The 12,337-nt window shown below is 67.3% G+C and carries 11 protein-coding genes; 6 read left to right on the top strand and 5 right to left on the bottom strand.

What is annotated here, in order from left to right; genetic code table 11:
• Positions 1-45: 45 nt before the first annotated feature.
• Positions 46-345 carry a hypothetical protein gene (locus QW868_RS17915; protein ID WP_315781907.1) on the top strand — a complete coding sequence of 100 codons (300 nt, stop codon included), beginning with the start codon at positions 46-48 and terminating at the stop codon, positions 343-345.
• Entirely contained in the window at positions 308-631 is a 324-nt protein-coding gene (locus QW868_RS17910; protein WP_316231083.1) for a hypothetical protein, read from the top strand. Before QW868_RS17915 ends, QW868_RS17910 begins: the two co-directional genes overlap by 38 nt.
• A gap of 24 nt (positions 632-655) precedes the next feature.
• Here QW868_RS17910 and QW868_RS17905 read toward each other — a convergent pair whose 3' ends face one another.
• Complete coding sequence (locus QW868_RS17905; RefSeq protein ID WP_315772009.1) at positions 656-1,294, bottom strand: TetR/AcrR family transcriptional regulator; 639 nt, start codon at positions 1,292-1,294, stop codon at positions 656-658.
• A 317-nt stretch (positions 1,295-1,611) separates the two neighbouring features.
• Here QW868_RS17905 and QW868_RS17900 point away from each other — a divergent pair, with 317 nt between their 5' ends.
• The 4 genes from QW868_RS17900 to QW868_RS17885 all read left to right on the top strand — a co-directional run bounded on the left by QW868_RS17900 (position 1,612) and on the right by QW868_RS17885 (position 8,265).
• The gene (locus QW868_RS17900) at positions 1,612-2,733 is read left to right on the top strand and encodes an efflux RND transporter periplasmic adaptor subunit (RefSeq protein ID WP_315772008.1); all 1,122 of its coding nucleotides are present in this window, start codon (positions 1,612-1,614) and stop codon (positions 2,731-2,733) included.
• Positions 2,730-3,806, top strand: coding sequence for an efflux RND transporter periplasmic adaptor subunit (locus QW868_RS17895; protein WP_316160337.1), 1,077 nt, complete (start codon positions 2,730-2,732; stop codon positions 3,804-3,806). The genes QW868_RS17900 and QW868_RS17895 overlap by 4 nt, the downstream gene beginning before the upstream one ends.
• Positions 3,803-6,880: an efflux RND transporter permease subunit gene (locus QW868_RS17890; protein ID WP_316231082.1), complete on the top strand. Its 3,078-nt coding sequence runs from the start codon at positions 3,803-3,805 to the stop codon at positions 6,878-6,880. The genes QW868_RS17895 and QW868_RS17890 overlap by 4 nt, the downstream gene beginning before the upstream one ends.
• 110 nt (positions 6,881-6,990) lie before the next feature.
• A complete protein-coding gene (locus QW868_RS17885; RefSeq protein ID WP_316231081.1) occupies positions 6,991-8,265 on the top strand; it encodes a DUF2130 domain-containing protein in 1,275 nt (424 codons plus the stop codon).
• A gap of 89 nt (positions 8,266-8,354) precedes the next feature.
• Here QW868_RS17885 and QW868_RS17880 read toward each other — a convergent pair whose 3' ends face one another.
• The 4 genes from QW868_RS17880 to asd all read right to left on the bottom strand — a co-directional run bounded on the left by QW868_RS17880 (position 8,355) and on the right by asd (position 12,318).
• Positions 8,355-9,248 (bottom strand): DUF3313 domain-containing protein, encoded by an 894-nt coding sequence (locus QW868_RS17880; protein WP_316231080.1) that lies wholly within the window; start codon positions 9,246-9,248, stop codon positions 8,355-8,357.
• Positions 9,249-9,422: 174 nt separating this feature from the next.
• Positions 9,423-10,301, bottom strand: coding sequence for a DMT family transporter (locus tag QW868_RS17875; protein WP_316231111.1), 879 nt, complete (start codon positions 10,299-10,301; stop codon positions 9,423-9,425).
• A gap of 30 nt (positions 10,302-10,331) precedes the next feature.
• The gene (locus QW868_RS17870; RefSeq protein ID WP_316231079.1) at positions 10,332-11,327 is read right to left on the bottom strand and encodes an NUDIX hydrolase; all 996 of its coding nucleotides are present in this window, start codon (positions 11,325-11,327) and stop codon (positions 10,332-10,334) included.
• Positions 11,328-11,442: 115 nt separating this feature from the next.
• Positions 11,443-12,318: an archaetidylserine decarboxylase gene (asd, locus tag QW868_RS17865; RefSeq protein WP_316231078.1), complete on the bottom strand. Its 876-nt coding sequence runs from the start codon at positions 12,316-12,318 to the stop codon at positions 11,443-11,445.
• Positions 12,319-12,337 lie beyond the last annotated feature (19 nt).

Here is a 12,337-nt window from a genome sequence, read left to right as displayed (position 1 = left end):
CGCTAGAGTGGCGCCCACAATCAGCTATCAGCGAAACGCTCCATCATGTCGATCTCCGTCAAAGGCCGGCTGGCCATTGTCGCGCTCATCGCGCTTGCCTGCTTCGCAAGCTCGGTGCTGAAGCTCTATCTGGGGCTGCTGTGCATCTCGCTGCTCGTGAGCTTTGCCGTGGTCGGCGTCGTGGCCCGGCTGGTCGAAGGGATCGCCAGCAAACGCAATCGGAGCGGCGAGCAGCGGCTGGCCCATCGCCGCGATCGCCCTGCTCTCGTCGAGGGCCCGCAGCCGCTGTCGATGACGACGATGGATCATGTCGACACGCCATCGCCGGCGGGGCCCGTGCGATGAGCGGGATGCATACGGCCGCGCCTGCCTCGTCGTTCCGTCTGATCTGCAGCATCGTCGGCGGCACCGAACGACCCTCGCGGTCGTCGATCATCCGTCTCGCGATCGAGCGCTGAAGGACTGGCATTATCGGACACCGGAGACTGGCAAATGGTGCTACGAGTTCGACCGCTGGAACGGCGAGGACCAGATCATCCTCTCGGCCAAGCCGATCGAGGACACAGCGACGCCGCGCTCGGTGGCGATCCATCGGAAAAGGAGCGAGTGGCCGTTCAGGTCGCCGCACTGATCGCGTCGATACGGCGTCTGTACCTCACCCCTTCGGCCGCTTCCGCTTCGCCTCCAGCGCCGTGAGATAGGTTGCCATCATCTCCGGCAGCGCGGCGACCACGACGTCGCGACTGCGCGGATCCTGCTCGCGCGTGAACAGCAGGGTACCGAGCACGACGGCATCGAGCGTGGTGGCCGCCTGTTGGCCCAATTCATCGCCGAGCCTGGCGCGCATGACGCGGTCGATGAGGGCCCTGAACTCGGCATGCATGGTCTGATCGTGCAGATCCAGCGTCGCCAGCGCATCTGGATGGCGAACGAAGTAGCGAATCGCCCAGCCTATCAACTGCTCGATGACCTGCGGCGGCGACATCGCTGCCCATTCCGCATCGCTTCGCTGCAGCACGCGATCGAACGCCGGCTGCAGCTCGGCATCGTGACGCTCGGCGAGCGCGTCGAGCATCTGCTCCTTGTCACGGAAGAAGTGATAGACCGAGCCGATCGACGCGCCGGCGCGCTGGGCTGCGGCGTGCATGCCGACGGCACCGATCCCGGCCTCGGCGATGATGGCGGCTGCCGCGTCGAGCAACTGCTCGCGGCGCTCACGGCCGCGCGCCTGGCGGGGCGCACGAGCCGTCGAGCGCGCGGGGTCATTCAGGTCGGTCGCAGCTTTCCGTCGCACGTTCGCGTCATGCCTTCGTTCATCGCGGCGGCAGCGATGCCGATGTCCCCAACGGGAACGCCCGACAAGCCGCATAGGGGTAATTGGAAACCGCCACGAGAATGTTACTAGACGATATATTCTAGATTTGATTGTCTAATTCACGCACTGTCAAGAGGATGGTGTTCAACTCTCGCGTGAACCTGCTTCCTTGCAACGGCGGGCGGCTGAGCGAATTCTGCGGGCTGCTTGCGACCAACCAGGCGCTTCTGATCCGGCGCGCATGCGCGGCGGGACAGGGACGACCGTTACCACCCAACCGAGCCGAAGATACGACCATGTCTCCATTCGCAGGATTCCCCTTCCTTCGGACGTCGGGCTCACGCCTGCTGGCCGTGGCCGGCTGTGCTGCCATTGGCCTGCTGCTGGCCGGCTGCGAGCAGAAGACGGCCGCAACGGCGCCGCCGTCCCGGCTGGTGCGGACCGAGGTGGTCAAGCTGTCGGAGCGGCGGCAATCGATCACGCTGACCGGCGACGTCCAGGCGCGCGTGCTCGCGGACCTGTCGTTCCGGGTCAGTGGCCGCGTCACCGAGCGGCTGGTCGAGGTCGGCGCACACGTCAAGGCCGGCCAGTTGCTGGCCAAGATCGACCCGGCCGAGCAGCAGGCCGATCTCGATTCCGCGGAGGCCGCCGTGACGGCTGCGGAGTCGCAGGTCAAGGTCGCGACCTCCAACTTCAACCGGCAGCAGACCTTGTTGTCGAGCGGCTTCACGACACGGGCGACCTTCGACCAGGCCCAGGAGACGCTGCGCACGGCGGAGGGTTCGCTGGAGTCCGCCAAGGCGCAGCTGGGCACGGCCAAGGACGCCCTGACCTATACCGAGCTGCGCGCCGATGCCGACGGCACCATCACCGCGCGCAACATCGAGGTTGGCCAGGTTGCCCAAGCCGCGCAGTCGGTGTTCACGCTGGCCCATGACGGCGCCCGCGACGCCGTGATCGACGTCTACGAGGCCGCGCTGTCGCTCAAGTTCGACGACAGCAAGGTGGCGCTTTCGCTGCTGTCGGATCCCTCGGTCACCGCCAAGGGCACGGTGCGCGAGGTCTCGCCGACCATCGATCCGAAGTCCGGCACGGTCCGCGTCAAGATCGCGATCGAGACTCCGCCACCTGAGATGACCCTCGGCAGCGCCGTCAGCGCCACCGGCTTCATCAAGCCGGAGCAGCGCATCGTGCTGCCATGGAGCGCGCTGACGGCCGCAGGCAAGACTCCGGCGGTCTGGCTGGTCAATGCCGCCGACAAGTCCGTGTCGCTGAAGCCGATCACGATCGAGGATTACGAGACCGGCGCGATCGTCGTCTCGGCCGGATTGAAGCCCGGCGATCGCGTCGTGACCGATGGCGGCAAGCTGCTCAGCGTCGGACAACAGATCACATTCAACGAGGAGAAGCGGTCGTGATGACGCCGATGCGTTGTGTTCTTCCGCTCGGCGCGCTCGCCCTGCTCGCCGGCTGCAACGAGCAGGCCGCCGCCCCCGAGCCGGTCCGGCCGGTGCTGTCGATGAAGATCGAGCCGCAGGCGGCCAACGGCTCGGCCGTCACCGGCACCATCGAGCCGCGCTACAAGGCCGATCTCAGTTTCCGCGTGCTCGGACGGCTGATCGCACGGCCCGTCTATGTCGGCGACATGGTCAAGCAGGACCAGGTCGTCGCGGCGATCGATCCCGCCGCGCTCGAGCTCGCCGTGCGTGCCTCGGCCGCCGAGGTCTCGCGCAGCCAGGCGCAATTGACCAACGCAACGGGAACCGAAGGCCGGCAGCGCACCTTGCTGGAAACCGACGCGACCACCAAGGCGACCTTGGAGAGCGCGGAGCAGTCGCGTGCAGCCGCCCAGGCCTCCGTCGTCAAGGCGCAGTCCAACCTCGCCAAGGCGCGCGAGCAGCTCGGCTACGCGCAGCTCAAGGCTGATTTCGCCGGCATCGTCACCGCGGTCGGCGCGGAAGTCGGACAGGTCGTCTCGCCGGGCGTGAGCGTCGTCACCATCGCGCGGCCCGACGTCCGCGAAGCCGTCATCGATGTCGGCGACGACATCGCCGGCGGCCTGCAGGCTGGCACGCCGTTCACCGTGCGGCTCCAGGTCGATCCCGGCGTCAGCGCGGCAGGCAAGGTCCGCGAGATCGCGCCGCGCGCCGATGCCACGACGCGCACGCGCCGCATCCGCATCACGCTCGACAGCCCGCCGGAGATCATGCGCCTCGGCACCACCGTGACCGCCACGCTGGACACCGAGCAGAAGACCGTCATCCGGCTGCCGCGCTCGGCCGTGCTGGAGCAGAACGACAAGAGCTTCGTCTGGCTGGTCGATGCGGCCAGCAAGACCGTCAAGCGACAGGAAATCACGATCGCCAGGAACGAGGACGGCAGCGTCCGCGTCACCGGCGGCCTCGACGCCGGACAGCGCGTCGTCACCGCCGGCGTGCACAGTCTCAAGGATGGCCAGTCCGTCCGCATCGATCAGGAATCTCAGCCGTGAAGTCCTTCAACCTCTCCGACTGGGCGCTCGAGCACCGCTCGCTCGTCTGGTATTTCATGATCGCCTTCATGGCCGCGGGTCTCTACTCCTACCTGCATCTCGGCCGTGAGGAGGATCCGTCATTCACCATCAAGACGATGCTGATACAGGCCAAGTGGCCCGGCGCCTCCGCCGAGGAGATGACACGCCAGGTCACCGACCGCATCGAGAAGAAGCTCGAGGAGCTGCCGGCGCTCGACTATACCAAGAGCCTGACCGTGCCCGGCCAGACCACCGTGTTCGTCAACCTGCGCGACACGACCAAGGCGCGCGATGTCGTTCCGACCTGGCTGCAGGTGCGCAACCTGATCAACGACATCAAGGGCGACTTTCCGTCCGGCGTGATCGGGCCGGGATTCAACGACCGCTTCGGCGACGTGTTCGGCAACATCTACGCCTTCACCAGCGACGGGCTGAGCCAGCGCCAGCTCCGTGACCGCGTCGAAGAGGTCCGCGCCAAGGTGCTGACCGTGCCCAATGTCGGCCGCGTCGACATCGTCGGCGCGCAGAACGAGGTGATCTATCTCGAATTCTCGCCGCGCAAGGTGGCCGCGCTCGGCATCGACCAGCGCACCATCCTGACCGCGCTGCAGGCGCAGAACGCGGTGTCGCCGTCCGGCGTGCTGCAGGCCGGCCCCGAGCGCGTCGCCGTGCGCGTCTCCGGCCAGTTCACCTCCGAGGAAAGCCTCAAGGCGATCAACCTGCGCATCAACGACCGCTTCTTTCCGCTCACCGACGTCGCCACCATCACCCGCGGCTATGAGGACCCGCCGACGTCGCTGTTCCGCTTCAACGGCCAGCCGGCGATCGGGCTTGCCATCGGCATGAAGGCGGGCGCCAACCTGCTCGACTTCGGCGAGGCGCTGAAGGAGGAGATGGCGAAGGTCGTGGCCGACCTGCCGGTCGGCGTCGGCGTGCATCTCGTCTCGGACCAGCCCAAGATCGTCGAGGAAGCCGTCGGCGGCTTCACCAAGGCACTGTACGAAGCCGTCATCATCGTGCTGGCGATCAGCTTCGTCAGCCTCGGCGTGCGCGCGGGCCTCGTCGTCGCGATCTCGATCCCGCTGGTGCTCGCGATCACCTTCCTGTTCATGAACTACACGGGCATATCCCTGCAGCGCATCTCGCTGGGCGCGCTGATCATCGCGCTCGGCCTCCTGGTCGACGACGCCATGATCGCGGTCGAGATGATGGTGGCGCGGCTCGAAGTGGGCGACAGCCTGCGCAAGGCAGCGACCTATGTCTACACCTCGACCGCGTTCCCGATGCTGACGGGAACGCTGGTCACGGTCGCCGGCTTCATTCCGATCGGCCTCAACAACAGCGCCGCCGGCGAGTTCACCTTCACGCTGTTCGTCGTGATCGCGGTGTCGCTGGTCGTGTCGTGGATCGTCGCCGTGCTGTTCACGCCGCTGCTCGGCGTCTCCATTCTGCCCGCGACCTTGCCGAGTCATCATGCCGAAGGCGGCCGGCTGACGCGGATCTTCCGCGCCATGCTCAATGCCTGCATGCGGCACCGCTGGACCACGATCATCGCCACGGTGCTGATCTTCGGCCTCTCCGTGTTCGGCATGCGCTTCGTGCAGCAGCAGTTCTTCCCCTCCTCCGACCGCAATGAGCTCGTCATCGACTTCAACCTGCCGCAGAACTCCTCGATCGCCGAGACCAATGCGCAGATGGCGCAGTTCGAGCAGGAGGCGCTGAAGGGCGATCCCGACATCGACCATTGGTCGACCTATGTCGGCTCCGGCGCGCAGCGCTTCGTGCTGTCGTTCGACGTGCAGCCGGCCGACGTGTCGTTCGGCCAGATCATCATCGTCACCAAGAGCCTCGAGGCGCGCGACCGTGCCCGCGCCAAGCTGCAGGCCTATCTGACCAAGACGTTCCCCGGCACCGACGCCTATGTGCATTTGCTCGACATCGGCCCGCCGGTCGGCCGCCCGGTGCAGTATCGCGTCAGCGGGCCCGATGTGGCCAAGGTGCGCGAGATCGCGCAGGAATTGGCCGGCGTCCTGCGCGGCAACAGCCATCTCGGGGCCGTCATCTTCGACTGGATGGAGCCGGCGCGCGTCGTGAAAGTCGACGTGCTGCAGGACAAGGCGCGCCAGCTCGGCGTCACCTCGGAGGACATCGCCAACGCGCTGAACGGCGTGCTCGACGGCACCTCGATCACCCAGGTGCGCGACGACATCTATCTGATCGACGTTCGCGGCCGCGCCCAGGCCAAGGAACGACAGTCGCTGGAGACGCTGCGCGATCTGCAGCTGTCCGGATCGAACGGCCAGTCGATCCCGCTCGCGGCGCTGGCGACCCTGCGCTACCAGATCGAGCAGCCGGAGATCTGGCGCCGCTCGCGGCAACCGACGCTGACCCTGAAGGCCAGCGTGATCGATCAGGTGCAGCCAAACACAGTCGTCGATCAGCTCAAGCCGGCGATCACGGCCTTCGACGCCAAGCTTCCGGCCGGCTACAAGGTCGTCACCGGCGGCAGCGTCGAGGAGAGCGCCAAGAGCCAGGCGCCGATCATCGCGGTCGTCCCGATCATGCTGTTCACGATGGCCACGATCCTGATGCTGCAACTGCAGAGCTTCCAGCGCCTGTTCCTGGTGTTCGCGGTGGCGCCGCTGGCCCTGATCGGCGTCGTCGCGGCGCTGCTGCCGAGCGGCGCGCCGCTCGGCTTCGTCGCCATCCTCGGCGTGCTCGCGCTGATCGGCATCCTGATCAGAAACTCGGTGATCCTGATCGTGCAGATCGAGCATCTGCGCGAAGAAGGACGGCCGCCGTGGGAGGCCGTGATGGAGGCGACCGAGCACCGCATGCGGCCGATCATGCTGACGGCGGCCGCAGCCTCGCTGGCGCTGATCCCGATCGCGCGCGAGGTGTTCTGGGGCCCGATGGCCTATGCGATGATGGGCGGCATCATCGTCGGCACAGTGCTGACCTTGCTGTTCCTGCCGGCGCTGTACGTCGCCTGGTTCCGCATCAAGGCGCCGGATAACACCGCGGCTCCGGAGGCCACGCCGCACGGCGTGTAAGACGACGAAGGGCGGGGAATCGCAGATAATTGCATGGGATAAGCCGTCCGCGTGGGTTAAACGCCACGCGGCGGCCGGTTAGATTCGGCCTTCATGGAAGGATGCGAATCATGACCGATCCTCAGATCGTCTGCCCCTCCTGCCGCACCGAGATCAAGCTGACCGAGCAGCTCGCAGCGCCCTTGATCGCGGAGACGCGCCGGCAGTTCGAAAAGCAGCTGCAGGCGAAGGAAGCCGATTTCGGCCGCCGCGAGGCGCAGCTCAAGGCCGCGCAGGAGCAAATCGCGCAGGCCAAGGCCGCGATCGATCAGCAAGTCGCCGCCAAGCTGAAGGCTGAACGCGCTGCGATCGCGCAAGCCGAAGCCGAGAAGGCGCGCCAGGCCGTCGCGGATGAGATGGGCAATCGCGATCGCCAGCTCGCCGAGTTGCACGAGACCATCCTCAGCAAGGACGCCAAGCTCGCCGACGCCCAGAAGGCGCAGGCCGAGATGATGCGCAAGCAGCGCGAACTCGACGAGGCCCGCCGCGAGCTCGATCTCACCATCGAGACCAAGGTGCAGGAGAGTCTCGTCGCCGTGCGCGACAAGGCGCGGCTCGAGGCCGAGGAAGGACTGAAGGCGAAGGTCGCCGAGAAGGAAACCCAGATCGCCGGCATGCAGCGCCAGATCGAGGAACTCCGCCGCAAGGCCGAGCAAGGCTCGCAGCAACTGCAGGGCGAGGCGCTCGAGATCGAGCTGGAATCGCAATTGCGTGCGCGCTTCCCCCGCGACCTTGTCGAGCCGGTGCCGAAGGGCGAGTTCGGCGGCGACGTGATCCATCGGGTCGTGGCCCCCAGCGGCCAGGTCTGCGGCGCGATCCTGTGGGAGTCCAAGCGCACCAAGAACTGGAGCGATGGCTGGCTGGTCAAGCTGCGCGACGACCTGCGCGCCGCCAAGGCCGACATCGCGCTGATCGTCTCGAGCGCGCTGCCCAAGGGGGTCGACGGCTTCGACCTGATCGACGGCGTCTGGGTCGCCGAGCCGCGCTTCGCGCTGCCACTGTCGCTGGCACTGCGGCAGTCGCTGATCGACGTCGCCTGCAGCAAGCTCGCGCAGGAGGGCCAGCAGACCAAGATGGAGATGGTCTACGCCTATCTCACGGGCCCCCGTTTCCGCCACCGCATCGACGCCATCGTCGAGCGCTTCACCGAGATGCAATCGGACCTCGACCGGGAGCGCAAGACCATGATGCGGCTCTGGGCCAAGCGCGAGGAGCAACTGCGCGGCGTGCTGGATTCGACGGCGGGACTGTATGGCGACCTGCAGGGCATCGCCGGCCGGGCGATGCAGGAGATCGAGAGCCTCGACGTGCTGCTGATCGAGGGCAAGAGCGAGGCGGCGGAGTAGCGCGCGCCGGCCGCGCCGATCCGAGGCGTGCCAGCACCGCACCACGTTTATGCTTTCCTACGCGGCCGCGTCTGGCATTCCTGTGGCCGCTACTGCTTCGCCATCTGCGTGCTCGCCTGTGCGTCCCTTGGCACAGCACCCTTGTCGACCCATTCCGGCGGGGCGCCCAGGCGGTTGGCGACCATACCGATGACTCCAGGATCCCTGCCGAACGCCTCACACGCCGCGTTCTTCGGCTTGCCGCCGAGGGCCGCGCCGATCCGTTCGATCGACGGCAGCTTCGGCACCTTGCCGAACGGGGTCTCGCCGGTCACCAGCATCTGGCCGAAATCGGCGCTGAACGAACCTGCCAAATCGTAGGCATCGCCGGCCTGCGACAGCACCGGCGAGTTGGTGAACGAATTGGCGCCGCGCGCCCATACCATTGCGGCCTGCTGCCGGCCCTTGCGGTCGAGCGCCTCAGCCTCGATCGTGAGACTGCCGAGCCCGATCGGCAGCCGCGGCACCGGAACGGGAACGCCGAGCGCGCCCGGCACGGCCGACACGACCTTGGAGGCCCCGGCGGCAACCGGATCGGTCGGCGTCGCCTGGGTGATGAAGGTGCGCGTCGTCAAATCGGCCCTCTGATTGGGCGCCACGACCGTGAAGCGTTCGCTCAGGTTGAGACACAGCGCGCGGTCGACGGCGTTGGCGACGAGCTGCCGCTGCTGGTCCGTCAGCACCGCGCCGGCCTGGCCCGAGAAGGTTGTCGGCATGATACGCACGGTCTGCGCCGCGAGCACATTGTCCTTGTCGACGTTGAGCAGCGACTTGGCGAGCACGCCGTTCGATTCCGCCAGCGACTGATAGGATGCGAGCGCGCCGCTCTGCGTCATCGGCGCCGTGGCGCAGCCCGACAGGTCGAGGGCCGCGCACAGCATCGCCAGGCGGATGGTGGCCGGGGTGCATGATCTCACGAAAGCCGCGACGTCGATTTCGACCATGCCCGGACCGCCTCACGCCGACCAATCTGCGCGCCCCTCGCGAGCGGCGCCATGTTTCTCCTAGGAAAATCCGGACAGCGTGGGGCGGAAGCATGGAGAGATGTTACGCAACGCCACCAACCAAGGAGAGAGTGCGGCAAGCGCGTCCGCGGTCCGCCACCTGCGCCGGCGGACTCAAAATCCGCTGGTGATGGCGACGACGCCCGACACGGCCAGGACGGCGCCCAGCCAGGCGGCCGGCGCGGGCCTGAGCCCGGTGCTCCACCACAGCAGCGGCAGGATCATGACAGGGGTCGTCGACGACAGGCTGGAGACGATCCCGACGGGCCGGCTGGTCAGCGCAAACAAGACGAGTGTCATGCCGACGCCCATCCCGAGCACACCGCTCAGCGCGGACCGCATGACGACCGATCGATTCACTGCGAACGAGCTGCGGAAACGCGGCATGACGGACAAGGCGACCAAAGCAGCCAATCCGATCGCGGCGCGAATTGACGTGGCCAATGCCGGATCCAGACCCGCGGCCATCACGGGACGCGCCATCAGGACAGCGGCCGCCGCGAACAGCGCGGCCGCCAGACCGAACAACAAACCTGCTCCGACCGAGCCGTGCGCTTCCTGAGCGACCGCGACAGGCTGTCGAAAGACGATCGCGACCCACACGCCGCTCACGATACACCCCACGCCCGTCATCTTGATCGTGGACAGCGTCTCACCGAGCAGGAGATAGCCGAGCACGGCCGCGAATGCGGCCCAGCTGGCGTAGACGACGGCGGTCAGGCGCGGCCCCAGCCGGGCCAGCGCCGCATAGAAACAGGAATCCGCGACGACGACGCCGAGCAGGCTCGATGCTGCCAGCATCAGCAGCTGATCACCGGACGGCGCGGCCCAGTGGCCTCGCAGCGTCACCAAGGCCAGCATGCTCAAGAGCGCCGCCGCAAGGCGGATCGCGTTGAACCTGACGGGACCGAGTTGGCGGACGGCCGACGGCGCGATGATGTTGCTGACGGCGATGCTGAAAGCGGCCGCCAGCGCGGCCAGATCGTGAAGCATCATCGGCGGCACGCCGGTCGGCCGAACACCTCACGCGGCACGGCCAAGCCAGGCGCGCATCTTCTGGGCCAAGGTGAGGCGCGGCTCTCCCGCCGATGTCCCGTTGCCGACCGGATCATCGGCAGCTTCGCGATCCGCATCGGAAGGCTGCGGCTCGGAGCTGCCCGTCTCTCGTGTCGGCACGGCGCCGGCTGCGCCGCCACGCGTCGCCGGACGGTCCGGAACGAGCGATTTGATCGCGGCCACGACAGCTTCCACCCGCTCGACATCCTCGGGCACGCGCTCCGCCTCGGCGGGCTGCGGCGCGATCGTCGCGCCGACCTCGGACAGTGCCTCCGTCTCCGGCCGGTCCGGCCGAGCCTCCGGCGCCGCTGCTGTGGCCGCCACTGCCGGCGTTGGTGCGATCTCCGGCGCGGGCGCGTCGTGCTCGGCTGCGGTGACGACGGCGATCTCTGCAGGCGGCGCAGGCGGCTCGCTGACGCGGCTGCGGCGCTTCTTCGCCACGGCAGACTTTTCGGCGACGGCGGCCTTCTCCGCCACGATCTTTTCAGCTGCCGCCGGGGTCTTTTCCACCGTTCTGGCCACCTCCGGCGCCGGCTTCGCCCTGGTCTTGCGGATCAGTCCGGCCAGCGCGTAGGGCCCGACCATCTCCAGGAACGTCCTTTCATGATCGCGCGACAGCCGCGCGACCGCGGCATCGAGCAGCAGCCAGTCGACGGCGCGGACGTCGTCCATCAGCGGCTGCGACGGCTCATCGGCCGCTTCCATGCGCCAGTAATGCACGACCTTGGAGCGCGTGCCGGTGTCGACGACCAACGTGCCGAGGAATTCGTGCACCGTCACCTTGTGGCCGGTCTCCTCCAGCACCTCGCGCTTGGCGGCGTCGCGCGGCGTCTCGCCGTCGTCGAGCTTGCCCTTGGGCAGCACCCATTCGTCGCGCTTGCGCAGGCGCACGACCGCGATGCGCGGCGGCTGTTCCCGCCGCAGCACGATGCCACCCGCCGCCATGATCGGCGCTCTCGCCATCGCCTCTCCCGAGCCGCAACGACCGCAACTCCCGCGGTCTGATTCGTCAGTTGAACGCTCGGATATAGGACTGCGCAACGACGAAATCGAGATTCCGCGGGCGCGGACCTGACATTCATCCGGCGGCGACGCGCCTGCGCCACAGTGGCTGTCCGGCGCGGATGCGGGCGCCTTCCGTCACATTGGGGCAGAACGTGAAGTCGCCGGGCGCGAGCAGGATGATCGTCGAGCCATGCTCGAACCAGCCGAGCTCGTCGCCCTTGCGCACATTGTTGTTACAGGTGTAGGCGAGCGGCCGCTCGGTCTGCGCGTTCAATACGCGGTCGAGCGCGTGCAGGCGGATGCTCGCGACCAGGATCGCGGCGACCGGCACGATCGTGAACGGCTCGCCGGAAGCGAGGTGCGTGCGGATGACCGCGCGCTCGTTCTTGCAGAACAGCCGCTCGACCCGCTTCAGCGCGATCGGATTGACGTTCCAGACGTCGCCATGGATCAGGCTGACATGCTCGATCGTCATGTCGGCCGGCGCGTGGAAGCGGTGATACATGCTCGAGGTGAGACGCAAGGTGACGAAGCAGTCGTTGCGATGGGTCTCGACCACGGCGGGATCGGCAACCAGATCGCGCAAGGAATAAGGCGCGCCCTTGATCTGGTAGAGCTCGCCGTCGCGGATCAGGCCGTGGGCACCGATGATGCCGTCCGACGGGCTGGTGACGATGGCGGGATCCAGATCGAACGGCCGCAGGCCGGGCTTCAGCTCGCGCGTGAAGCAGGCGTGCAGGCTCTCGAAGTGGCTCTCCTTGGCCTCGGAGAGATCGAGGTCGGAGAACAGCTTCCACAGCGCGATCGAGGCGTCGCGGACGAGCGGAGTCTCGATCTTGGAGAACCAGCCCATGAAGCGGGTCAGCGCGGCGCGCGGCACGCGGTTGGTGAGCAGGAAGTTGAGGTCTTCCTGTTGGGTGACGGAGGCGATCAGGCTTTTGACTGTCATGAATCTGTCAGCAGGAGGG

It is taken from the genome of Bradyrhizobium sp. SZCCHNR1051 (assembly GCF_032489615.1).
GTDB lineage: Bacteria > Pseudomonadota > Alphaproteobacteria > Rhizobiales > Xanthobacteraceae > Bradyrhizobium.
Note: the sequence above shows the minus strand (reverse complement) of the source record. Positions and strands in the feature narration are given on the sequence as shown.